The organism is Dyadobacter jiangsuensis (genome assembly GCF_003014695.1).
Classification (GTDB): Bacteria; Bacteroidota; Bacteroidia; order Cytophagales; family Spirosomataceae; genus Dyadobacter; species Dyadobacter jiangsuensis.
This window is the reverse complement of the sequence record NZ_PYAS01000008.1, coordinates 56165-82392: the sequence shown is the minus strand read 5'-3', so window position 1 is coordinate 82392 and position 26228 is coordinate 56165. Positions and strand designations below refer to the sequence as shown.

Annotated in this window: 14 protein-coding genes; 6 read left to right on the top strand and 8 right to left on the bottom strand. The window is 49.5% G+C overall.

Annotated elements, in window-relative coordinates; all coding sequences use genetic code 11:
* Positions 1-7: 7 nt before the first annotated feature.
* From CLV60_RS17235 to CLV60_RS17215, 5 genes are all read right to left on the bottom strand, one after another.
* A complete protein-coding gene (locus CLV60_RS17235) occupies positions 8-511 on the bottom strand; it encodes a PH domain-containing protein (RefSeq protein ID WP_106596623.1) in 504 nt (167 codons plus the stop codon).
* Between the two features lie 142 nt (positions 512-653).
* Positions 654-1145, bottom strand: coding sequence for a T9SS type A sorting domain-containing protein (locus CLV60_RS17230; protein WP_106596622.1), 492 nt, complete (start codon positions 1143-1145; stop codon positions 654-656).
* A gap of 25 nt (positions 1146-1170) precedes the next feature.
* Positions 1171-2292 carry a hypothetical protein gene (locus CLV60_RS17225; RefSeq protein ID WP_146151567.1) on the bottom strand — a complete coding sequence of 374 codons (1122 nt, stop codon included), beginning with the start codon at positions 2290-2292 and terminating at the stop codon, positions 1171-1173.
* A gap of 288 nt (positions 2293-2580) precedes the next feature.
* Positions 2581-4359, bottom strand: coding sequence for a M4 family metallopeptidase (locus CLV60_RS17220; protein ID WP_106596620.1), 1779 nt, complete (start codon positions 4357-4359; stop codon positions 2581-2583).
* A 26-nt stretch (positions 4360-4385) separates the two neighbouring features.
* Complete coding sequence (locus CLV60_RS17215) at positions 4386-7589, bottom strand: M4 family metallopeptidase (protein WP_106596619.1); 3204 nt, start codon at positions 7587-7589, stop codon at positions 4386-4388.
* Between the two features lie 236 nt (positions 7590-7825).
* On the opposite strand from CLV60_RS17215, the gene CLV60_RS17210 reads away from it, so the two are divergent.
* A complete protein-coding gene (locus CLV60_RS17210) occupies positions 7826-8155 on the top strand; it encodes a helix-turn-helix domain-containing protein (protein ID WP_170118802.1) in 330 nt (109 codons plus the stop codon).
* A 25-nt stretch (positions 8156-8180) separates the two neighbouring features.
* On the opposite strand, the gene CLV60_RS17205 is transcribed toward CLV60_RS17210, so the two are convergent.
* From CLV60_RS17205 to CLV60_RS17185, 3 genes are all read right to left on the bottom strand, one after another.
* Positions 8181-10535 (bottom strand): ABC transporter permease, encoded by a 2355-nt coding sequence (locus CLV60_RS17205; protein WP_106596617.1) that lies wholly within the window; start codon positions 10533-10535, stop codon positions 8181-8183.
* Between the two features lie 190 nt (positions 10536-10725).
* Positions 10726-13224 carry an alpha-L-fucosidase gene (locus CLV60_RS34145; RefSeq protein ID WP_170118801.1) on the bottom strand — a complete coding sequence of 833 codons (2499 nt, stop codon included), beginning with the start codon at positions 13222-13224 and terminating at the stop codon, positions 10726-10728.
* A gap of 121 nt (positions 13225-13345) precedes the next feature.
* Positions 13346-15766, bottom strand: coding sequence for a TonB-dependent receptor (locus tag CLV60_RS17185; protein ID WP_106596616.1), 2421 nt, complete (start codon positions 15764-15766; stop codon positions 13346-13348).
* A gap of 204 nt (positions 15767-15970) precedes the next feature.
* On the opposite strand from CLV60_RS17185, the gene CLV60_RS17180 reads away from it, so the two are divergent.
* From CLV60_RS17180 to CLV60_RS17160, 5 genes are all read left to right on the top strand, one after another.
* Entirely contained in the window at positions 15971-17167 is a 1197-nt protein-coding gene (locus tag CLV60_RS17180) for a DUF5005 domain-containing protein (protein WP_106596615.1), read from the top strand.
* 2 nt (positions 17168-17169) lie between these two features.
* Positions 17170-18921 carry a class I mannose-6-phosphate isomerase gene (locus CLV60_RS17175; RefSeq protein ID WP_106596614.1) on the top strand — a complete coding sequence of 584 codons (1752 nt, stop codon included), beginning with the start codon at positions 17170-17172 and terminating at the stop codon, positions 18919-18921.
* Positions 18922-18938: 17 nt separating this feature from the next.
* Positions 18939-21602 (top strand): glycoside hydrolase family 38 N-terminal domain-containing protein, encoded by a 2664-nt coding sequence (locus CLV60_RS17170; protein ID WP_106596613.1) that lies wholly within the window; start codon positions 18939-18941, stop codon positions 21600-21602.
* 102 nt (positions 21603-21704) lie between these two features.
* Entirely contained in the window at positions 21705-22436 is a 732-nt protein-coding gene (locus CLV60_RS17165; RefSeq protein WP_106596861.1) for a GntR family transcriptional regulator, read from the top strand.
* Between the two features lie 594 nt (positions 22437-23030).
* A complete protein-coding gene (locus CLV60_RS17160) occupies positions 23031-26228 on the top strand; it encodes a SusC/RagA family TonB-linked outer membrane protein (RefSeq protein WP_106596612.1) in 3198 nt (1065 codons plus the stop codon).

The window sequence follows — 26228 nt, the reverse complement described above, 5'->3', positions numbered from 1 at the left end:
GAATAGGCTAACTGATCACCGGTGCGACAGGGTTCAATTCGTTAGTGAAAGAGTCGATGTCGTCCGGTGAAAGGAGGATTGCCCTTTTGTTGGCGGTTTTAATTAATACCAAATGGTCGCGGCGTGTGATGAACCAGATCATTTTACCATAGACCGAGTTATAAAAATACCCGTAATACCCCCAAAGTCCGCCGACACCGAAAGTCCGGATCGTGAATTGCAAATCCTTTTTTACGATTACCTGAACCGATTCCAATACTTCTCTTGCATAGCGGACATTATTAATAGGCCGGTGGATAATTAGCTCATGTTCCGTGATTGTGTAACCAGTTGGGCGATAAAGATATGCCGAGCCATAAGTGATTGCCAGAATGGCGCTAATAATGATAAAACCTGTTTGCTCACTTCTGTTAAATGTTTGCAATTCATAAACCAGGATTCCCGCGAATATTAGGGTAATCGCTGCGGTCATAATTTTAGTCGTGTTGTCGAGCGAAGCGCTGTACTTCATGGCGGATAGGTAGGAAGTTGATCATGCTTAAATGTAAGCAATTGATTTCAGTAATTTCCCTCCATCGACCAGGGATTAAAACAGAAGCCAATTATTGAGCGGCTTCTGTTTTAATAACCAGACTAATGTTTTAAATGAATATTTATTCCACCACCAGTTTCTCCACAGCTCTGGATTCTCCCGATTCGGCTTTCAAAATGTAAATGCCTTGCCGAAGCGACGAAATGTTCAGTATGCGCTCAGAAGATTCTATACTGTTGTTTTGCAGTGAATTCCCACTACGATCGAGTATTTGCACAGCAACCGGATATTTCCAGTTACCTTTCAAATTAAGCCGGACCTCTTTGGAGGCAGGGTTTGGAAAGAGCGTCAGGCTGGTAGCTGGCTCGGTTACCTCGCTTTCTACTTCTCTCTTTTTGCTGGAATAGACGAATGCGACGACCTTGCCTTTTAATGCCGGTTTGGTGAGATCTACATTAGCCACGTGCTTGCCCGATGCATCAACGGCAGTGAGGAAATCGCCGTTGCGGTTAATGGTCAATGCCTTTGTGTTGTACCGGATTTGTTGCGCGTGGGCCGTCAACGCGGAAGCCGAAAGGAGGCCAGCGGTTAATAGTAATTGGGAGATTTTCATAGCGTGTTTGTTTAGATTTTAAGATTTATTTGATATCCAGGATAATATCTGCGAACTGGAAGCCTTCCTTCCATTCATCAAAGCTTGACGCTGGATTGAAGATATCGAACGTAATGACATGGTTCAAAACGACAACCTGGTCGTTGAGAAAAACTGAGAAACGGGGTTGATCGAGCGGATAATAGGTGTTGGGCGGGAAAATTTTGGCCAATTTGAGTCTCAGTTTGTACTTCCCCTCGGGGACATTGTTGCCAACAATGATTACCCCTGAATTTTCAGAGTCGACAAGCAGGCTTGTTACCTGCATACTATTTGGATCGAAAAGTCCCAGCGTATTGCCATCGGGGTCGATGAGTGCGATGCCGAGCTCATAATTGGATGTCCCATAGGCAGGAGGAATCGATAATGCATCCGGATCGTTGCGGAAGCCTTTTAAGTCAATCTTGAAGTTCACAAGCTTAGGCTGCGGGGGTTGATTTGAACCACCTGAACCGACAGCCGAAAAGAAGGTTACAGGCAATGATAATGCTGCGCAAGAGGCTGAATTTTTAACAGTTACCGTATAGTTTTTGCCATTTATAAGCGTACCTGCGGACACGAGCATGAAAGTGCCGGTCGTGGGTTTGTTCGTGAATCCTGGCAATGCGTTGATTCCGGCCTCTTTGATGGTTACTAAAAACTGGCTGCCGGGAGGAAACGACTCGCTCGGAAACCACTCAACTTTAAAATCTTTGGTCGGATCGACTTTGCCCAAATCACCGGGGAAGAATACTGCGGGGTGATCAGGGCATATCACGTAATCAAACGGTTGGCAAAGAGCTGTTTTTGCGCCAAGCGCGTTTACCGCAAGCACCCTTGCCTGTAAACCTTGTGGGTCGTTAAATATCAATGGATCCTGAACGAATAATTGCATTGTCTTGCCTTGCGAAGTAAAAATGGAGGTCAACCCCGATGTCTTTTGGGTAAGGTGAAGTTCAAAATGCTCGACCGTATTCATGTTCAGCGTCCCGCTTATCCAATCAAAACCGGCGGCGGCAAAGTTTTTAAATGGGAAGGTTGTGCCGTTTGCAGGGGATTTCATGGCGGGCAATGCGGCACTTTCGTCTATTTTGATCCGCCACACATTGCTGCAAATGCCAAAAGCCAAGTTGTTTTTGGGTAGCACCCGAACAAATAAGTTTGTTTGGTTGGGCAATGGCGGAAAGAGCAGGATCGTGCTGGTGTGATTGCCACCTATTGTTACCGATGAAATAATATTACCGAAAACATTGTCCTTCGCAACTTCTACGACGAATCCGTCTGCCCCTGGTACCGGATCCCAACTTATGAATCGGCCGAGGCTTCCTACGGGGAGTGGGGGATCATTTAGTTTTTGCGTTTTGGCTTGAATGATTGTAGTGGAAGGTGTGGACGCCTTAATGGTTAGTGGTTTGGACTAGAGCCCATAATTACTTTTGAGTATTGGCTTATTCAGTCGCTTCGCGGCGACGCGTGCATAGTATGTCTGGCCGATCTCCAGAGTGGCATTAATCAACCCGGTTTCCGTAAAATTGCCGGTATGCGGTGAAAATCCTTCGTAGACGATGGAATTAAAAGAAGCGTCGCTGGCTACCTGCATTAGGTATAGCTCTGCATCTTTCTCTGATTTCCATGTTATTTCCGGATACCAGGGTTTCACAGACGTATAGGTTGTGGCGGGCCAGAATTGAACCTTCTTATCACCCAGTTTAAAGGCATGCGTTGGACTGAATTGTTGATAAATCTGGCAGAGCGGATTCAGCCCTTTGCAAAAGTTGGAGTCAGCCTGCGTTATTCTCGCCCGTACATATACCGTTTCGTCAGGCCGAAAATAACCGCTCGCACTGCCTTTGTAAAATACTCCTCCCCCATACTTGAAAAACATATCGAAGTTGTTCACCTCGTATACCTGCGGGTTTGTGAAGTTGTAATCAGAGGCCATTTGCACCTCTACTTTTTTGACGCGCGGGTCGTTATCCCAGGAAAAATTGACTTTAACCGCAGGCCAGGGATCGATGTTGGAGGATGCATTGGGAGGGTAGATTTTAAAGAACGGCAGGTTGTTATCGCATACCCCCACCGCGCACCAGGCCTTTTCGACTGCTTGATATTCCGTTGAGTTTGCGCCGTAAAGTTGCGTTGCTACGTCAAGCGTAAATGCCTTGAAAGCAGGGTAATCGGAGTAGTTTTTTAGTTTAGGGATTGCGTCCCAGACAATTTGAATTGCCTTTTCAACACCGATTCCCGTCAGGTTGCTGTATTGATAACCTAGATCATTCGTCGCTGAGCCTGCAAAACCGGAAGAAAGTAAGTAGAACCACTTTGCCAAGACGCCAGCTCCCGCATCGTAGTTATAGTTATCAGAGCAGCCGTTATCGAAGTTTTTACCTCTGTAAGTATCGGCTCTGCCATGTGATTTAGGATTTGACATATCATGTGGTATTGTCTGAATCTCTTTCAAAAGTAGCCAGTTGTAATTTTGAGGAGTTGATTGCAGAAACTTGTTCTTCACATATATCCCAAATACATCTGCGAGGCCCTCGTCAATGGACCTGTATTCCGTACATAGGCTACTAAGGGAGGCAATATTGCTCCGGTATTTCATAATCGCATGGCCTAGTTCGTGGGATACAATATCAATTGACGAAGGCAGGGGTGAATTATGTATGAAACTTTTGCCAAAACGGAAGAAGGGGTTATTTAAATCGCCCGAAAAGCGCGCGTAGCTATAATCATTCTGGGTCCCGTCAGAATTCTCAATCGATATTTTGATCGGATTTGTGTCGGTCCCATCCATACCTTTCCATCCAAACCGTTGATCGAGAATCTTCATGGCGGTTTGGAATCCAAAATATAATTGAACCGCTTCAGTGCTTAGATAGGGGGTTGGATTATCCGCAAACGTATTATCATAGGGGGTCTTATCTTCGAAAAATACGGTGGAACCGTTATCTGTTCCATAGATTTGAATGCCAGGAAAACCGTTTTCGGGTAATGTTTGCAAGCGATAGATTTTCTCGCTCACTGGATCAGGATTGATGGTGTACTCAAGTGCTCTGAAAGTCCTTAACCCGTTATAGTAACTCATTGCCGTGCGATCGACATTTTTGGCATTGTACAAAGTTTGGGATACTGCCGTGTACTGCTGAAAGAGGAGAAAGGCTCCTGTTAGGACGAGGTGTAGCTTTTTCATCATGATAGTGTTGTGTTAAGTGATGTTGTTTACTTGATGTCCAAAATGATATCACCGAACTGAAACCCAATTTTCCATTCATGGGAGAAGGAATTGGGATCGGCAAAGTTGGCGGTGATCACATGGGGATTTATGATCGGCTTCCCGTTAAGGAATACAGAATACCTGGGCTGATCGAAGGGGTAGTAAAGGAGAGGGCTGAAAATATCCTTCATTTTGAGCCGCAATTTGTATGTGCCCTGGGGCTTGTTGTTGCCGGCCAGTATGACGCCTGAGTTTTCGGAATCCACATCTAGTTGAGTGATCTGGTTTCCATTAGGGTCATTGGGATCAATGAGCCCCAGTACATTCCCATCCGGATCAAGTAGTTCGAATCCAAGGACATAATCAGAGGTTTCCCATGCGAGGCCGTCCTGATCATTTCGGTATCCTTTTAATTCGATTGTGAAATTGACGAGCTTGGGAGGCTGCGGTTGATTGGAGCCTCCTGATCCTACTGTGGAAAAAATGTTTGCCTGGAAGACGATTCCCGCACAGGAAGGCGAGTTCAGGACCGTTAGCGAATACTGCTTTCCGTTCATGAGCGTGCCGGCAGGTACCAGCATTGAGGAGGCAGTAGTTGATTTATTATTGAATCCCGGGACAGGAACACCGCCATCTTTAATAGTAACCTTGTATTCGCTTCCGGGATCAAACCAGAAGCTATCTTTCCATTTGACAACGAAATCCTGCAGTGCATCGACTTTACTGATCTGATCGACTGGGAAAATGATTTCCGGATGGTCCGGGCAAATATTGTAATTAAATGTCTCTGAGAATCCCGACTTGGATCCGTGAGGACCCACAGCTAACACTTTTACCTGAATCCCCATTTTGTCATCAAACATGAACTGATCTTGCAAAGCAAAATCGAAGACTTTACCCTGGGTAGAAAAGATGGATGTCAGGCCGAAGGTGTTTTCGGTGACCCATACTTCAAAGTGATCGACCAGATTGAGGTTGAGAGTCCCGCCTTTCCACCCAAATACGGAGACGAAGTTTCTGAATGGGAAATTGGTGCCTTTGGCCGGGCTTTTCATCGCTGGGACGGTAGCATTTTCATCTGTTTGAACCCGGTAAGTATTATTGCAAATGCCAAATGCGACCCCTTTTTGCGGTAACACCTGAACGAAAAGGTCGGTTTGGTTGGGTAATGAGGGTAAAGCAAATTCGATTGTGGTGGTATTGGAAGGGACTGTCTGAGACCGGACAATGTTTGTGAATGCGGCATCTTTGGCAACCTGAATGACATAGCTTGTGGCGCCGGCGTAGGCATACCAGGTAATCCAGAAACCAAGGCTCGATACCTTTTTCGCAGGATCGTTCACACTCTGACTCAGCGCTTGAATAACAGAAGTCTGAGGAGTCGAGACGTTGACCGCCTCCGTTTTAGACCAAGCGCCATAATTGTTGATCAAATTTAGTGTGTTAAACCTTTTTGCTCTGACGCGGGTAAAGTAGGTTTTACCTGGATCCAGCATCGTGTTAATAGTGCCTGACGCCGTAAAATTGCCGGAAGCTGTGGTCGTTTCTGTAAAAGCTATTTTTGTGAATGCTTCATCTTCACCTACTTCATATACATATTGTTCTGCGTTTCCGACCGATTTCCATGAAATGGATGGATCATCCCATGGATTGACGGTCCAGTGGTCGCTGCCGACTGCATGCCAGAATTTGACTTGTCTGTCATCGAGTACAAAAGCATGAGCCGGGCCATATTGCTGAAATAGCGCGCAGAGCGGGTTATACCCTTTGCAGAAATTGGCATTGGCCTTCGTGATGCGTGCGCGGGCGTACACACGCGTCCCTGGGAGATAGTAACCTGTTGCGAACCCCGAATAGGCACTTCCTCCTTCCGGCTTAATCACGACATTGAAATTTTTGATCAGTACATTCTGGACGTTTTCGGTGAATGCTGCGTTGGTAGCCATTTGAACTTCCCATTCATCCACAGGCAAGCCCTCCCACGTTACATTTACATTTACGCCAGGCCACGGCCCGACGCCGATAGTACCATGCGCCGGGGACATCGAGAACGGCCCGAGATTGTTTTCACAAATACCTACTGCGCACCATGCGTCCATTACTGCGAGGTATTCGGTAGAGTGCAGGCCATAAAGTTGTTCGGCCGCTTTGCGCGTGGCATCTTTGAGGTCGTTGAAATTCGATTTCAGGTCGAGGAAGTCAATGCATTTCCAGACAATCTGAACAGCCTTGCTGACACCGATGCCGTTCAGTTTATAAGAGTAGCCCAGGTCGTTAGTTTCTGTTCCTGTCGTACCGGCTGCCAGTAGATAATACCAGTGGTCTATGACGGTTGCATTTTCATGGACCGGGTAGTCGCCGTCCTCCGGGCAGGAGCTAAGGTAAAAGTTTCCGTAGTAAGTGTCTGGTAGATTTGAGGCATTAGGATCGGCAAAAGGTCTGCCCTGATACACAATGCCCTTGGACCAGTTCCACTGGTATAACGCGGGAGAATTTTGTTCATATTCATTCAGAACGTATAACCCGATAATATCCCCAATGGATTCCTCTAACACATGCCTTTCACTACAAGGGTCAACTCCAACCAGTGTCGCATTTCCGATTTTCGAATGAATGATAGCATGGACGATCTCATGGCATACAGTTTCGATCCTGGTGACTTTCTCTAGCTCGTCTCCGTTTGCGAAGAGGAAAAATTCTTGTTGGACGGGGCCGTACTTGGGCGCCGGGATAGAATTTGGGTTGACCGTTTCCACAACATTCCATATAATTGGCTTACCATTGACGGCCTGATTGTCGATTCCGATCCAACCTAATTTATCTTTAATTACATTTAGTGATACTTCGGTGCCATGCAGTAGCGTAGCGGCTGTTTCTGCTATTTTAAAGTCAGGAGCTCCGTCATCGAATAGTGCGTCAAATGGTGGTGCATTAACAAAAGGGAATACTGTAAGATTTTCGTCTAGCCGCGAGACCTTTATCGACGGTAGATCATTCTCGGGCAAAACTTCCAGTTGGCGTCGAATTATAGTTCCTGCCTGATCTGTGGAATATTCCATTACACGCAACGGTTTTGAATCGTCATAGTGTGTCGTCAGAGCGTCCTGCGTCACATTCTTTTGATTGTAAATGGGCTGTGCATTAACCCAAGAGGCTCCGATCCAAAAACTTAATAGGCAGCAACCAAGCAATAGTAATTTTCTCTTCATAATGCGTGTAGTTTTTGTACTAAATACATATTGCAAATAGCCTGAAAAAACGCCGCATTCTGCCACTTTTTCCGGTGGTTAAGAACCAGTCTGGTGATACTTTTAACTAGTTGTTGACAGGAGTAGAAATAGGAGTGTACACAGGCTAATCAATCGGTTGCCGATTGAAAAGTGGGAGTAGGAACGAAGGGTAACTAATGCCCTTTATTCATGTAAAGAACTGTCAGTGGCACCCCATGAAAGAACATAAAATTCCTATCGGTGATAATATACGTCTCGTGCGTAACCGCCTGGGCTATTCGCAGGAATATGTGGCCGGGCGGCTGGGGATTTCCAAGCAGCGTTACCGGCAGCTGGAAAATGAAGAGCAGGATTCCATTACGATGGGCCGGCTTTCGGAGATTGCCGCGGTGCTGGAAACAGATGTCGAAACATTGGTAAGCCTGCATAAGGTGAAGTTTTTGAAAGCCGATTTGCAAAGCGATGACAATCAGGTATTACATCAGCTGATCCAAACGCAACAGGAGCTGATCATCGCCCTTAAAGGCAAGACCAGCTCCGAATAATGATAGCAGGTATTTTGAAAACGTGTTATTCGCTGCGAAGGCTTTTCACCGGGTTGAGCAGCGCTGCGCGGATTGCCTGGTAGCTGACAGTCGCCAGCGATACCGCAATCGCCAGAATGCCCGATACGGCGAATATCCACCATTGAATGCCGATCCGGTATTCGAAATCATTCAGCCAGAGGTCCATGACATACCAGGCAACCGGCACCGCGATGACGATGGAGATAATCACCAATGCCATGAATTCGCCGGAAAGCAATGCAGCAATGCTCATCACGCTGGCTCCCAATACCTTGCGTACGCCGATTTCCTTCACGCGGTTTTCGGCCATATACGCGGCCAGTCCAAATAGCCCGAGGCAGGAAATGAAGATCGTCAGGCCCGCGAAAATCCCGGTCAGTTTAGCTACCCGGCGGGTATCTTCAAATTTTAATGCATAATCCTCGTCCACGAAATGGTATTCGAAGGGATACTCGGGGTTATAGCGGCGGAAAATGGCCTCTACCGCAGGCATGACGTCAGCGGCCGGCTTATCGGCGGTGAGCTTCATGTGGATCACATTGAAATAGCTTTGCGCCCCTTCGATGATCAAGGGGCTCGGGCGGTCATAAGGCGACCGGATCACAAAGTCCTTGACCACCCCAACGATTTGATATTGAGCACCGTTGTCTTTGATCGTTTGCCCGATCGGATCTTTGAAGCCCATGATTTTAGCCGCCGTTTCATTGAGGAGGGCAGCCGCAGAGTCGGAAGGGAATTTGGTAAGGTCCATATCGCGGCCCTGGACGAGTTGCAGGCCGGCAGTTTTAACGAGCCCTTCATCTTCGGTGAAAATATCGAAATCAATTTTTTCGGCCATGTTTTTGCCATGCCATTCGATGCCCCATGTATCGGAAGAGACGCTGCTTAGCGGGGAAGAGGTTTTGGTAACCGATGTGGCAATGCCTGCACTCAACAGCTCGCGTTTGATTTGGGGATATTGTTTGCCCAAATCGCCGGTAATCCAATGGTACACCACCTGTCCGCGGTCGTAACCTGCGTCGCGGTTCTGGGCGTGGCGGATCTGCTGTACCACGATGAGCGTGGAAATGATGAGGACGATCGCAAAGCTGAACTGCACAACCACCAGTACTTTCCGCGGACTGAATGCCGAATGGGTCCTTTTAAATGCTCCTTTGAGCACGCTGATAGGCTTGAACGACGAGAGGTAGAATGCGGGGTAGCTTCCTGCGACAATACCTGTAAAGAGAATAAAGGCAAATGCGGCAGCCCAAAATGCGGGATTGGCAACCGGCACTTCCAATTCCTTGCCGATGAGCGTATTGAATGCGGGTAATATAAGGTAAACTGCCAGCAAGGCGATCGTACCGGCAATCATCGCGATGAGGATCGATTCGCCGATGAACTGGCCAATCAAAAGGCCTTTGGGGGCTCCGGCTGTTTTGCGGATACCCACTTCTTTGGCGCGTTTTTCGCTCCTGGCGGTGCTCAGGTTCATGAAATTGATGCAGGCGATCAGCAGGATGAACGCTGCAATGATGCCAAATAACCGCACAATGGCGATGCGCCCGCCAACGACTTTGCCATTCTCGAAATTGGAATACAAATGCCATTGGCTGATGGGGTGAAGGAATACTTCGTGTTCTTCGGTTTTGTTCGAGTGGCGGATCGTGATATCCCTGATCTTCCCGGCAAACGCTTCCGGGTTGGTGCCAGGTTTCAACTGAACGTAGGTGTTCACGGTATTGAACACCCAGCCGTCATCGGCCGAGCCGATCCTTTTCAGGTATTCGATCGGAAGAATGTACTCAAACCTGAATGCGGTGTTCGGCGGGAGGTTCTGCATAACACCGGTGATCGTGAAGTTGTCCTTGTCGATCGATATGACTTTGCCCAGCACATCCTCCGTGCCGAACATTTTAATGGCCATTTTCTGTGTAACCACCATCGAGCTGACCGAGTTGAGGGCAGTCCCCGCGTTTCCCCGCAGCAGCGGGAAGTCGAACATGCTCAGAAAAGCAGGATCGGTAATGATGGCTTCACTCGAAATTTTCTTGTCGCCCACGCGCGTCACAAACCAACGCGAGTAATTGCGTGAAATGTCGGCAACTTCGGGATATTCTGCTTTCAAAGCAGGGCCGAGAACCTGCGGGGTGGAATTCCAGCATTGCAGTTTCCCATCGAACTTTCCACGGTTCCACGCTTCGTAGAGGTAATCCTTATTCTTATGGAAGCGGTCGTAGCTGATTTCATTGTACATCCAAAACAGGATCAGCACGGCGCTCGCCATACCCACCGATAACCCCAGGATATTGATCGCCGAAAAAGCCTTGTTTCGGAGCAGGTTCCTGAATGCGATTTTGAGATAGTTTTTTAGCATCTTTTTGTTCTTCCAGACAAATCTGAAATAGTTTGAATCAAATAGTCTGCCAAAAAATCAAATAATTGATAATCAGTAATTTGAATAATCTAGAAGACGCAGTCACTGTCCGGTAACGAACAATGCGCGTTCGCGCCGGGACGCTCCCGTTTCGCTCCGTAATATCCTTTCAAAACAAAGGATAAGAGCGCTACCGGTACAATTCGAACTCCATTATTCCCATTCCCCGGCCTGTTTCGCCCTGTTTTTCAGGTTTAAATGACCTGATTTTAAAGTAGCGCGCATCAATGGGGTCGAACTTGATGTCAATGGTCCGGTCCGAATTGTTCTTTTTCTCCATCAGCGTTGTCCACGTTTTATTATCCGGGGAAGCCATCACCTGGAATTCCGTCGAGTAGGCCGTTTGGGCAAAGGTAATTTTCGCTTGTTTGAGGCCGGTCTCGACCTTCGTAAGATCTAAGAATAGTGTCCAGGGGTATTGACCTCCTGCCGCCGCCATCGTATTAAAGTCACCATCGACGGCGTTTTCCGCGAAATAGATTTGGCTCGCCGGGCCGAGAGCGGCTTCATTGTTAGCCCGCAAAAATGCTTGCTTCCCAAGTGCCAGGTTAATCTTTGCTCCGCTGACATTCACCTTTTCATATTTCAAACCAAGTAGCTGGCCTGTTTTGTCATCAACGATGGGTTTTCGGGTGCCTTGCGCGCTCAGAATGCTATATTGGACTATCCGATAGTCTGCGAAAGAAGGTGCATTCTTTAAATCGTCGGGTGCAAACTGATCGGTAGCGTTTTCGCTGATGCCGATCAAATAGGCTTTCCCGGCTTCCAACACGGTGGGAGGAATGGGCGCATATTGGTAGCCGTCATCGGCAATAGGGAGTATCGCGGTATTTAATGAAGCGGTCAAAATCGGCTGATCGTCGGTAAACCGTCTGATGACGATCGAATGGCGATCCTTGTTTCCCTGCAAGTACTTCCGGCCAATGTCCGTGAGCCGGATAGGCGTAGGGCCTACAGTAATGCGCATCCCTCTGTAAAATCCATTCGGTTCGGTTTTCCCGGCCGCTTCTTTGGTCGCCAGCGTGGCGGCGGGAGCAGCGGAACGGGCATTGGCGGCAGTTCTGTTCGAGTTAGTCAAAACGGTGAACGTCTGGTCAAACACTTTGCTGGCAGGCTTTCCCGCTTCAACCGAAATAGCCTGTATGCGGCAGGTCTTGCTGACCGGAATAGGCGTTTTATAGAGTTTGGAAGCGGTCGTCGGCCGGTTTCCGTCAACGGTATAGTATATTTTTGAACGTGCGGATGCAGTCAAGGTCAACTTCTGTGCTTTGTCGTAATCAATTGTATCGGAAAGGGAAGCACGCGGCGTCTCACTCCATCCCTGATTCTTTTTGACAAAACTGGCGATCTGTTTCAGCTCGTCCCGGTAGATTTCCGGTAAAATATCCCCATTTGCAGGCACCGGGTAACTAAGTATATAAGTCGCGCCCGCCTCCCAGTTTTTCTTGATATTACGGATCATCATATCGAGTGGCTTTGGATTCCTGAGCTTGGGATCTTCCCGCCATGACCACGTATTGTCCAGCAAATTATCTACCTCGATAGCCAGCTTTTTCTTGACCGTAGTCGGTTTAGCCACTTCCAGTGCTGTTTCAAACTGAGATGTACCGCCTTCATAAATGATTACGTCCGTATTGGGATATTGCAGTACCGTGCCGCCATTATATATGCCGGTGTTGTTGGCAAATATCAGTTTGGGGTTGTTGGCCCGCATGATCGGGATCATCTTGTTCCACGGGAACCAGTTGTAGTCAAAGTTATAAAGTTCCGTTGCCGAGGTCATGTCGATCCATAAGCCGTCCACACCCATCAGCACAAGTTCTTTGATTAACCCCAGATTGAGCGTGCCGTAGGTGCCGTCGAGGCCGGTGTCGACCACATCCTTGTTCCAGGCTTTGTCGGGTGCGAAATAGGCCACGAACTTGATACCCTTTTTGTGGCAGGCGTCGATCAGCTCCTTGACAAGGTTGCGCTGGGTTTTCAATTCCAGCTTGCTGGGAGTTGTGGAAGGCCACAAACGGACCCCGTCGCCTGCATTGATAGTGACGGTCAATACCTTCCCGCCAAGGTCGATCACATTTTGCGCCCATTCGTCGGCATTGAACTTGGTGATTCTTTTCTCAAACTGTGCTATGCCGTCCTTTCCTTTGAGCGAAGGTTGTGTGAAGACTCCCCATTGAATAAATAAGCCGAATTTGGCATCCGAAAACCATTTGGACCGATACGGGGCCGCTTCAAAAACAAGTGGTTTGGTAATCGAGGCGCCCTTCGAATCGGTTACCTGGGCGGTGAATGCGTAGTTGCCCTCCTTGCTGGCCATACCCTGAATTTTTCCGGTCTTATCCAGCCGGAGTCCCTTTGGCAAATTGCCGCTGGCTATTGACCAGGTATAAGGCGGCGTGCCGCCCTGGGCCGTCAGTTGAAAGAAAGGCGACGGTCCGGCCTCCGTCCATGACTGGTAAATGATGTTATCGACGAATGCAGGGTAAATCGAAGTTTTGGGGCTTTTACTGTATTCGCTGGAAGATGTGGTCGTGATTTGAAGGTTGGGATTTTGTCCTGAAACAGACAATGAAACCGCTAGCAGTGTGAACAAGATACCACTCATCAATTCAGAAATCCTTTTCATAGCATCAAGGTTGTTTTGGCAAATATGGCTAGAAATATTGTGCCAAAGCGGCGACAAATGAAAAAGCCGCCTCACAAAAGGCGGCTTTCGGTTACTTATCGGAATGTCTTTGGCCTGAATTTTAGAATGAATAGGTAAAATTAGCCAGAAATGCACGTGGCGTCTGTGGGGCGATCGTCGACCACCCTTTGTAGTATTCCTTGTCAAATGCATTGTTGAGTTTCAACCCGATGCGGTAGTGCGCAGCCTGGTAGAAGAGCGATGCATTGGCCACCGTGTAAGCAGGCAACATAAAGTCGCCGGTTGACGTATAGTTGATCGCGTACCGCTCGCTCGCGCCATTGAAGCCGGCGCCAATGCCGAAGCCTTTCAATTTTCCTGCCGGTAACTCGTAATTGGCCCACATATTGTAAAGTGTCTTGGGACCTGCACCTAACGGACGCTTGTTCAGAATCTGCTCATTATCCGACTTGGTTGTCTTGCTTTCATTGTTGCTGAACCCAGCCCTGATATTGAGCCCTTTTACCGGATTGGTATTCAGCTCCACTTCAAATCCCCGGCTGAATGCTTCTCCGCCCTGGATTTTGTTGAAAGGTGAGGCCGGATCGGTGATTACCTGATCTTTCACTTTGATATCGTAGTAGCTGACGGTCAAATTCAGTTTGTTTTTAATGAGATTGGTTTTGAAACCGAACTCGATCTGGTTTGCCTGCTCAGGTCTGAAAGTCTTGATGGTTTGCGGACCGTCTTCCGGGTTACCGACGAGTTCAGGTGCTACATTGGTGAAGCCATTCTGGTAGTTGGCGAAAACAGAGAGCCTGTCGACCAGCGGCTGGTACAAAATCCCGAACTTCGGCGAAAGCGTAGTTTGGTTGTAATCATCGTCCGGGTTGGACACGCTGCCCACGTTGTCGAAATGGTCGAGGCGGAGGCCTACCATAACTGACAGCGCCTTGGTAATATTCAATACATCGGAAGCATAGGCGCTGTAAATATTGTACTTCGATTTGGCGTTAGCCACCGCTTGTGAGGCCAGCACGGCGTCCACAGCCGCTGCGGAAAGGGGATAAGCAGTAGTTTCGACACCTGGTGTAAATGGATTGTCGCCATTGGAACCGCCGTCCGCCGTCACGTTCCCGTAAAATGCGTAGCCCGTACCGTTGCTGGTGAAAGTGGCGGTAAAATAATCCAAACCTAACACGACCCGGTTTCTCAGCGAGCCCAGCTTGAAATCGCCGATGAAGTTCTGCTGGATGTCGGATGTTCCGGTGTATTCATTCTGTTTGTTGAGGAAGCGGGAGAATGTGTTGCCCGGCAGGATACCGTAGTCGTAGAGATAGGTGTAATAACCCTTGGTAGAAGTGGCGCTTTTGGAAACCAGCGTTTGGGATTGCCAGGTGTCCGACAGCTTGTAATTCATTTCAACCCGGTAATTTTGGGTAGGATTTTGCAAAGTCAGGTCGTTGCTGGTGAACGAGAGCTTGTAGTTGTATCCCAATTCCTTCATGTTTTTGGCCACGGAAGGAGCTGCGCGGTTCAGGAAAAGGAACATCGGGTTGGTTTGCTCGGCCTGGGTGATTTCGCCGTAAAACGAAAAGGACAACTTGTTGTTCACTTTGTAAGAAAGCGAAGGCGCCACGAAAAACGACTTTCTGAAACCCGCGTCCTGGAAGCTGCGCTCGGTGGCGTACGAAGTGTTCAAACGAAAGTAAAGATTCTTTTCCTTGTTCAGAGCGGTGTTGAAATCGCCGGTAATCTGGTTTAAGCCGAAAGAGCCGGTCGTAAACGAGAGCTCGCCGCCGGTTCCTACGTAAGGTTTTTTCGTAACGACATTAATAAGTCCGCCATAGGAACTCACCGCATTGCCGAACAGCGTCGCCGAAGGCCCTTTCAGCACCTCGATCCGCTCGATATTGGCCGGGTTGATCGTCCCGTTCGTTAGCCCCGGAAGGCCATTTACAAGCTTTGGCTGCACAGAGAACCCACGAAGCGAATAGTAGCCGGCCCCATCTCCGCCGCGGCCGGTCGAAGTCCAGAGGTTATCGACCCCGGCTGCATTTTTGAGTGCGTCGTCGAAATTGGTCACAATCTGCGATTGCAAAAGGTAGTTGGTGATCGTGCTGTATACCTGGGTATTTTCAAAGTCCTTCAAAGGCAGCTTGGCAACGTATGCCGTGTTACTGCGCGAGAATTTGTTCTCCCTTTCACCCTGCACAACTACCTCCCGCAAAATTTCATCACCCTCATAGAGCGTAATCGATCCAAGCTCCACTTCATGCTGCGAAATAGCCATCGGTAATTCACGGGTTTTAAAGCCAACAGACGAAATGGATAATGTGTAACTGCCATCGTTGATATTGGATATTTCAAATATGCCATTTTCGTCGGTGTGAGCACCGAGTCCGGCCCCCTGAACAACAATACTGACGCCGGGTAACCCGCTTTGCGTATTGTCAACAACCTTTCCTTTTACTTTTCCTGTTTGGGCAAGTACCAGTGAAGGTAAAAGCAGCCAAATGGAGAGCGATAGTAAATATTTCATTTATTTAGACTTATTATAATTTGAGTGCTGCAAAAGTATTTCCTGAATGCAAGAGTTCCAAGCGTTTTTGTAATATTCCGGTAACATGGAAGTGGATGGGTGTCGCTGCGGGCACAGGCATAGCAAATGAAAACAAGCCGGTTAATGAAATAATGTATATACATATGTACATATACACTATATTTAGGAAAAATTGGACTGCGGATGAGAAACACCACGCTGACTTTAGGGATTATTCTGACTTGCCTCGCGTATGCGTCCGGGCAGGTACGCAACGGTGTGAACGGGTTGAATGTGAACGAGTTCACGGCTTCACCCGCGCCGGAATGGTCGGACCTGTTCCTGAGAAAATCGGGCTGGCTGGGCGGCGACGGCATATTTGCGATCCCGTTTTCCGGCCGCGACGCACAGAAGGAGGATAGCATTCTTTTCCTTTTCAGTGATACAGTGCTGGGGGAAATTGATGGTGCCGCACTGAAATCCGGGTTCTCACTGGTAAACAATTCGGTGGCATTGTTGAGGGGGAAATCACCCGATACGGGCAAAATTACATTCAGGATTGCCGGCGAAGGGAAGGGGCACCGGGCTGTGTTTATTCCAAAATCTGACAAGCCCGACAAGGATACCTATTTCTGGCTGGGAGATGGCTTCGTGAATCCCGACGCGGGCAAAGACCTTTTTATTTTTGCTTACCAAATCACTAATACGCACGATAATTCGGCATTCCCATTTAAGGAAACCGGAAATTCGGTGATCAGGATACCCGCCGGTAGCCATTTTCCTTACACGGGTCAGGAGCAATTTGCGCTGCCGTTTAATGACTATCAGGCCGGTGGTGAAACAATTTCGTTTGGTGCGGGCATTTATAACAACAGCCGGGCAGCCGGGGAGGCCTCGCCCGATGGCTTTGTCTACATTTATGGTACCAAAGGGCCCACCAAAAAACTGGTTGCAGCGAGGGTGAAGCCGGATCGGCTTACGTTGTTCGATCAATGGGAGTTTCGTGGAAAAAGGGGGTGGACGCAGAACGCAAGTGAGGCCGCAGCTTTAAGCGACTCGGTTTCGAATGAGTTAAGTGTGAGTATGTTGGCGCCGGGTAAATATGCATTGGTGTATCAGCTTGGCAGCATTTTTCCGGAGATTTGCATGCAGGTAGGACCGACGCCTTACGGGCCTTTCGGGCCGAGAATTGTGTTGTATAAAACATCCGCGGATATCCGCGACCCGGATCTGTTTACCTACAATGCCAAAGCGCATCCCGCATTGTCGGCCCCGGGCGAATTGCTCATTTCTTATAACGTCAATACATTCAAGTTCCTGGAAGTGCTGCCGAAGCAGCCCAATCTTTACCGTCCGCATTTTGTGCGGATCCAATTTAGCCAAAGCTCCAAATCAAAATAAAAATGTCTTCGAATTACGATAAATACCCTTTTATAGAAGTAAGCAAATCATCCTGCATGTGCTTTGTGGGCTGGGAGGAAATTTTTGGGGAGATAGCATGCTCTGTTCAGAAAACAAGCCGGCCGAAATGCGTGATTTGTTTGGATGTATACCACGGAGTCGATACCGACTCAATACACGAGGCAATCGAGCGGTACCTGGGGCCTGCCGCGGTGATCCATACCACCGATATGCTCAAAAGTATGGCGGATATCGGGGAGATGGTGTACCCGTTCGTGACCGACGACCAGGTTTTCGGGAAAATGAATGACCTGGAAATGGTCGATTTTTTTGACACCGACGAGCTGGAAAGGGCACGCGAGCAGATTCGCAGCATTGCGTCGGGCACAGTCGTTGTTTACGGCGAAGGCGCGGCCCTTTTTGCTGACGCCGACCTGCTTGTCTATGCCGATCTCGCGCGCTGGGAAATTCAGAAGCGAATGAAACGCGGCATAGTCGGCAACTTCGGTATGGAGAATGCCGATGACCAGTTTGCATTGAAATATAAGCAGGGCTATTTCCTCGATTGGCGGGTTTTCGATCGGCACAAACTCCTTTTCTTCGATAAAATAGATTTTTTCATTGACGCCTGCCAGGAAGACGAACCCAAAATGGTGGATGCACAGCTTTACCAGCAAGGATTGGATGAGGCGGTCAGGCGGCCATTCAGAGTTGTGCCGTTTTTCGATCCCGGACCGTGGGGAGGGCAATGGCTGAAAGAGGTGGCTGATCTGGATCGCGGAGAAGTGAACTATGCGTGGGGATTCGACTGTGTTCCGGAAGAAAACAGCCTGCTTTTCAAGTTTGGCGAATGTATTTTTGAGCTGCCCGCGATCAACCTGGTGCTTACCCGGCCGCGGCAGTTGCTGGGTAAGCACGTTTACGGCCTGTTCGGTGCCGAGTTCCCGATCCGTTTCGACTTCCTCGATACCATGGATGGCGGCAATCTGAGTTTGCAGGTGCATCCTACGAGGCAGTATATCAAGGAGCATTTTGGAATGGATTACACCCAGGACGAAAGCTATTACTTTCTGGAAGCCGGGGATGATGCGTGCGTATACCTGGGTACGCGCAAGGACGTGAAAGCGGCCGATATGATTGCTGATCTCGAAAAGGCGCAGGGCGGATTGGCGGATTTCGATGCAGAAAAGTACGTCAATAAAATGCCTGTCAAAAAGCATGACCACATCCTGATCCCAGCCGGCACGATCCATTGCTCCGGCAAAAATGCGGTGGTGCTCGAAATTTCGGCCACTCCTTACATTTTTACATTCAAGCTATGGGACTGGGGCAGGCTGGGGCTCGATGGCAAGCCGCGGCCGATCAATATCGAACACGGTAAAAAAGTGATCGACTGGGGCCGGGACGAGGATTGGGTGAAGGAGAACCTTTTCAACAATGTCGAACAGATTTCGGTGAATGGCCATTCGATGGAAGAGTCGACTGGGCTGTTTAATACCCAGTTTATTGAAACCAGAAGGCATTGGTTCGACAGCAAAGTAACCCATTACACCAACGGCAATTTGAACGTAGTCAATTTGGTAGAAGGCGATGAGGCGGTGGTGGAAAGCCCCGACGGTCTTTTCGAACCATATGTGATCCACTATGCCGAGACGTTCATCGTGCCGGCAAATGTACCGTCGTACACGATAGCACCCTCGGGAGCGAGTGTGGGAGGGAAGTGCGCCACGCTGAAAGCCTACGTGAGAAAATAGGAATTTCGTTTATTCAAATGTTTAGAAGAGCAACATTATTGTTTTTGATGGCGCTGGCTTTGCCGGCGTCGGCGCAGAAGAGCGCAGCCGATCATCCGAAGGTTACGGATATCTGGCTGGTTTTCAAGACGCATTTTGACCTCGGTTTCACCGATTTACCCGAAAATGTATTTCAAAGGTATCGGGGCGAAATGATGGATGGGGCGCTGAAAATAATTGACGATAACGCCAAACTCCCGCCAGAAAAGCGTTTTGCCTGGACCGTGCCGGGCTGGCCGCTCAGCGAGCAGATTCTGGGACCGTTGCAAACGCCGGAACGCAAGCAAAAAATAGAAAAGGCAATCAGGGAAGGAGCGATTGCTGTGCATGCATATCCGTTCACGACCCACACCGAATCGCTGGATTATGAAGATCTCGTCCGCGGGCTGGGATTTTCATCCAAAGTAGCCCGGACCTACGGGCTGCCCTTACCCATCAGCGCCAAATTAACGGATGTGCCGAGTCACTCGTGGGTGTTGCCCACGCTGCTGAATCACGCGGGCGTCAAATTCCTTCAAATGGGGTGCAACCCGGCGAGCCAGTACCCGCGGGTGCCGCCGCTGTTCTGGTGGGAAGGTGCCGACGGTTCGAGGATATTGTGCCAGTACACGGCACTTTACGGGTCGGAGATTAAACCGGGAGTGGATTGGCCCTGCCGTAATTACCTGGGAATGATCATGACCAACGACAATGAGGGACCTCCGGCAAAGGAGCACCTGGACGCTATTCTCAGAAAAATTGCAACTGATATGCCCGGAGTAAGGGTGCATTTGGGCACGCTGGACGATTTTGCCCGCGCGGTTTTGAAAGAGAACCCGGAACTTCCTGTTATCAAGGGGGATATGCCCGATACCTGGATACACGGGATTATGGCCAACCCAAAAGAAACCGGAGTTGCCAGGAGAGTACGGCCCCTGGCTCCTGCACTGGAAGGTTTGAATACACAAATGAAAATATGGCAGCTGCCCGTTCAGTCCGTTTCAGCGCAATTGGCAAAAGCATATGAGCAAAGCCTTTTGTACGCCGAACACACCTGGGGAATGAATGCGGAATACGGGCCGCGTTACAGCTATGGTGAAGATTGGAAAAAGTGGATGCGGGAAGCAGAGGCCGAACCGATACCTGCGAATGGCGATTATTCGCAGTTAAAGAATAGCTCCGCCCGCCACCCCGAGACGGGCAGCAAGCGAAAATGGCTGCATTCCTATGATGAGAAACGGCAGTACATGACGAATGCAGCGCAGATTGTGGAGGGCGAGTTGGCCAATCACCTTGATCTGCTGGCCAGGTCGGTCGGTATGGAAGGAAAGCGGATGATTGTGTACAACCCGTTGCCGTGGAAGCGGTCGGGAGTGGTGGAAATACCCTGGAAAAAGGGGGCTTACTTTCTGGCCCGTGATGTGCCGGCTTCGGGTTTCGTGTCGTTTTCGGAAAAAGAGATCGGGGAGGCTGCGGGGGCCACAAGCACGTATTCAATATTGGAAACGCCTCATTTCAAAGTAGTTTTTGATCTGAAAAAAGGAGGGATTTCGTCACTTGTTGAGAAAAAGAGCGGTAAGGAACTCATCGATAGCAGTCAGGGATATGTGGCCGGGCAATTTTTGCACGAGCGATTCAGCAGCAATGAGGTCAATGCGTGGTTTAACGAGTACAGCCGAATTAAGGAGGGCTGGGGGCTGAATGACCTCGGGAAACCCGGCATGGCTAATGCGGCGCAGGTTCCGTACCTGGCCGTAACCCCGCAGACCTGGCGTATCGAGGTCGCCCGATCCGACGCGGCCGATATTGCGACGTTGACCCCCGCGGATACCAGAGGACTAGCCAAGGGCTATAAGATCGCATTCTCATTCCCAAAGCACGAAGGTTATGTGGATGTGGAATGGTTTGTGGATTCCAAAACACCGGAAAAGCATCCGGAAGGCGGCTGGCTATGTTTCCCGCTGGCAGTGAAGAAACCGGTTTTTACGATCGGGCGGCTGGGAGGAATGCTGGATCCATCAAAGGATATTATTATAGGTACCAACCGGTACCTGATGGCGGTTAGCACGGGAGTGGCCGTTACCGCTGCTGACCATTCAGGTGTGGGTATTTCCCCGGTCGATTCTCCGTTGATCAGCCTGGGTGAACCGGGGCTTTGGAAGTATTCGGAGGAGCACACGCCCCGGAAAGCTGCGGTATTTGTCAATATTTACAACAATATGTGGAATACTAATTTCCCGCTCTGGCAGGGTGGCTCGTGGAGTGAAAAGGTGAGGATTTGGGGGATCGATGGAAAAACCGGTGCAAACGAGTCGCTCGCACACAGCGCCTGGGAAGCGCGGTTGCCGTTGCTCACAGGCGCGGCCGATGGTCCCAAAGGCCAGTTGCCAAGCCGGCAGGAGGGATTGAAGGTTTCGAATAAAGGTACGCTGGTAACCGCATTCGGCGATAACCCGGATGGTGCGGGGACTGTGCTGCGCTTGTGGGAGCAGGCGGGTGAGGCAGGGGATATTACAATTACATTTCCCGAAAAGTCGAAGTTTACAAAAGCTACACCGGTCGATCTTCGCGGAGAAGTGGCGGGAGAACCTATTCCTGTGAGGCATAGCAAGCTCCGTTTACCTTTGCGGGCGTACCAGCCTGCGAGCTTTTTGCTGGAATAATGCCCCGGTGGTTGCGGGACTTTGAAGGGATCGTTTGGCTTATTATTTCCGGGCGTGGTCAAAATTGCTATTTTTGCTTTTGTCTATCTGCAATCCGTCAATATGAAATTTAGTATCGATCACAAGAGTCCCGTTCCTTTGCATATCCAGGCAGAGAACCTATTGCGCAATATGATCAACTCTCCGGAGCATCTGGATGGGAAGTTCTTGCCGAATGAGGTGGAGCTGGCAAAGCGGTTGGCCATTTCCCGGTCGACCTTGCGCCAGGCGCTCAATAAGCTGGTATATGAAGGGCTGCTTATCCGGAAAAAAGGGGTCGGTACGAAAGTGACGGAGCCGGTAATTAGTTCAAAATCAAAAAACTGGCTCAGTTTTACGCAGGAAATGAATGCGCGCGGGATTATTGTCAAGAATTTCGAGCTGCATGTGACCTGGGTGACGCCGGATGAAAAAATAGCCAACTTTTTCGATATCGGTACGGACAAAAAGGTGCTGAAATTGGAGCGGCTACGGGGCAAAGCCGAGGGGCCCTTCGTTTATTTTATATCCTATTTCCATCCAAGGGTAGGGCTTACAGGCGAAGAAGATTTCAAGCGGCCATTGTACGACATTCTCGAAAAAGACCATATGGTGATCGCTACGCTCTCAAAAGAAGAGGTGAGCGCGATTTCCGCCGACAAGTTTACCGCCGCAAAACTGGAAGTGGAACCCGGAAGTCCCATTCTTTTTAGAAAACGGTTCGTCTTTGACCAGGGCGAACGACCTATTGAATACAATATCGGCTATTACCGGGCCGACAGCTTTGTATATACAGTTGAGAGTGTAAGGGAGTAGCCGGGGAGAATTTTGAAGCCTGCTCAGGGAGCCGCAAGTCCGGACATTGCCGGATGCGGCTCCCTGTCTTTTAACCGCCATCCCATATTTAACGTTAGCGATGTGTATTGGCAACAGGCTATCATAACACGTTAAATGAGTATTAATCTGCCTGGATAATTGTAGATACATTACCGCCCTCCTACACGCATAGTTCTACGGGTTTTCATTTTTTGTCAAACAAAGTTTACTTATAAAATTCATACAAAATCAATGAATTATTATTTCTGATAATATTTGTATGTTCGATTATATGTTTATATGTTTGTACATATTAAAGTGCGATTACCGATAATATCATAACCGAATAACGTGAGCCCCGCTCCGATGGCTACTGCATTGCTTCTATTTCAGCGAAAAGCAAAGCGGAATGCCGATAGGGCCGCCTGGTCGAGGAATTGCGGCATGATGACCGCATGTCAACCGTGCGGGATGCATTGACGTTTACTTATTACCGTTATACATATCATCAGCAGACCCCAAAGAATTTAAGATCATAACCCGGCAGGTTTTTAAACCTACCGGAAGGGACTTTATTAATTAAACTTTCCTTTTATGAAACCAAAACTACTGACTGTAAATGGGTACGGTGCATCGTGTACCTTATGGGGGATTGCGTTGATGGGTTTTCTCGCCCCCATGACGTGGGCGAATGCCGGTCCGCTCAGTCGCGCGCCCGGCGTAGCGACGCTCGGCGTAGCGACGCCCGGCACGGGTACACATGCGGCGTACAGGGGGCGGGCCGACCAAGTTGTTTCCGGGAAGGTTACGGATGAAAACAATGCCGGGATACCGGGCGTCAACATCCTGGAAAAGGGGACTAACAACGGCGTGGTGTCCGATCAGGACGGGAACTATACCATCCGGGTAAGGGACGAAAACAGCCTGCTGGTTTTTTCGTATATAGGCTATACGAGCAAGGAGGTTAAGGTTGGCTCGCAGTCGACCATTGCGGTGAAGCTGGATGTGTCGCCGCAGGAGCTGAATGACGTAGTAGTGGTAGGTTATGGCACGCAGAAGCGGTCGGAGCTGACCAATGCCGTTGTGCAGACGACCGGTGCCGAGATCAAGAAATCCAATGCGGTGTCGCTTTCCAACTCGCTCGCGGGCCGCATGGCGGGCGTGTATGTGACGCAGAGAAGCGCTGCGCCGGGTTTTGATGATGCGCAAATCCTCGTGAGGGGCGCCAGTACGTACCGCAACACTTCGGCGCTGATCGTCATCGACGGGGTGGCTAATGCCGACCCCGACGGCCTGAACCGCCTCGATCCCAATGATATTGAGTCTATTTCGGTGTTGAAAGATGCCTCAGCGGCCATTTACGGCGCGCAGTCGGCGGGAGGGGTTATTCTCGTCACCACCAAAAGAGGAACAACCGGAAAGCCCGCATTCGACTTCTCTACGACACAATCATGGCAATCTCCAACGATGAAAGTGAAGTCGGCCGACGCATTCCAGTACATGAAGGTGCTGAACGACAGACGTGCATTGGAAGGAACACCGCCCGACTTTCCCGATGCATTGGTGGAGGCCTTCCGGACAGGTCAGCGCAGGCCGGAAAACTGGTGGAATGCCCTGATCGGCCCGCCGGTGCGGCAAACGCGCTACTCGCTGACCATGCGCGGCGGAACCGACCGCGTGCGGTATTTCTTGTCGCTGGGTACGGCGTCACAAGGCGGTATTTTGCGCGGCGACACCAAATCGAAGCTCCGGCAGTACAATGTGAGAAGCAATATTGATGTGACGGTAACGAAAGACTTTGAGGTTGGCCTCGACCTGTCGGTTCGTGAGAAATATACCCAAACGCCCCAGGGCGGTGCAGGCGGGGAAGTGGGTGCGCTGGCTAGTACGAGTCCATTGCAGGAAGCCTATATCGGTGGGGATTACCGGTATCCCGGCGAAGGGTGGTCGCATTTGAACCCGGCCGCTCGTCTGCAAAGTCCGGGCTATCGCAGGTTCAAGGCTGATGTCGCCAGCGGAACGCTGCGGGCTAAATACAGCATCCCGTTCGTAAAGGGATTGGTGCTGGATGGTTATCTGTCGCTTGTCAAAACGGTAGACTACAATAAGCAGTTTAACTACGTATGGCCTTATTACGAACGCGCTCCGGATGGGTCCATCGTGAAAAAGCAATCCAGGACGGTGGAGGATATCGGTCTGCGGGAGGATTTCAAACAAAGTTTGCGCACCACCGGAAACGTAAAGCTCTCGTACGCCACTACGTTCGCCAGAGATCATAAAATAAGCGCATTTGTGGCCTATGAGCAGATGAGCTACAACGACAACCTGTTTTGGGCGCAGCGCCTTGGCTACGATTCGCCGCTGATCGATCAACTTTTTGCGGGAAGCACCAACCGGGCAAACTGGAATAACGATGGTACCGCTACGGAGTCGGGTCGCCAGAACTTTTTCGGACGCCTCAGCTATGACTTTAAGGAAAAATACCTCTTCGGTTTCAGTGCGAGGTACGACGGCTCGCCGATCTTCCCGAAAGAAACCCGGTTTGGATTTTTTCCACAAGTATCGGCGGGCTGGGTAATCAGTAATGAAGCGTTCATTCCGAAGAATATCATCAGCAACCTGAAACTGAGAGCATCGTGGGGTCGCCTGGGTAACGACCGCGTTAGTCCGTTCCAGTATGTTGCCGCCTATGGTTATGACGCGGGCTGGGTAGTGAATGGGGTAGATGCGCGCGGAATCGCCGTGAAGTCGACCCCGAACCCCAATATCACCTGGGAAGTAAGTGAAAAGACTGATTTGGGTTTGGAGGCGGCATTTCTGGATAATCGCTTGACGTTCGAAGCCGACATTTTCAAAAACAAAACCTCCAATATCCTTGGCAGACGACAAGCCTCGATTCCCAGCTACACAGGGTTGATCCTGCCGGACGAGAACATCGGTAAGATGAACAGCCAGGGTATCGAATTGCAGGCGGGTTACCGTCATAACTTCTCGAACTTCACGCTGCGCATCAACGGAAATATTTCTTATAACAAAAACAAGATCATCTATTTCGACGAAACTCCTCAGGCTGAGCCCTACCAAAAGCTCGAAGGGCAGCCGTTCGGTTCTCAGCTGATGTACAAGGCCATTGGTATTTACCGCACGCAGCAGGAGCTGGACAATAGCGTGAAATATCCCGGGGCGACATTGGGCGGGCTCATTTTCGCGGATTTGAACAATGACGGTAAAATCGACAGTAACGACCGTTACATGTTCAACACCACCAGTAATACAGCCAAGGACCCCGTTACAGGATTGGATGTTACGACCATCTTCCCAAGTACACAATATGGTGTAAGCATAGGGTTGAATTACAGAGACTTCGATCTGACGATGTTGCTGCAAGGGCAAAGTGGCGCCAAATTCCGTTTGAGTACGGGATTCAACTCGGGTGCGGGTGGTAATGGTCTGGAATACGTGGCACTGAACAGCTATTCCAAAGAGAATGTAAACGCGGAGCTTCCGATGATCGCTCCTACGGGCGTCGCAGCCTCGGAGGCCGACTTCTATTACCACAAGGCAACGTGGATGCGCATGAAAAACATGCAGCTGGGCTATACGCTTCCAAAAAGCCTGCTCTCGAAAGCAAGGGTTACCGCTTTGCGGATTTATGTTTCCGGTGATAATGCATTCATGCTGTTCAATTCGCTTAAAAAGTACGGGAATGGTGACCCTGAATTCCTGAGCGGAAACGGCGGCGCATACCCTAATATGAAGACCCTGAGCTTCGGCCTCAATCTTACTTTCTAA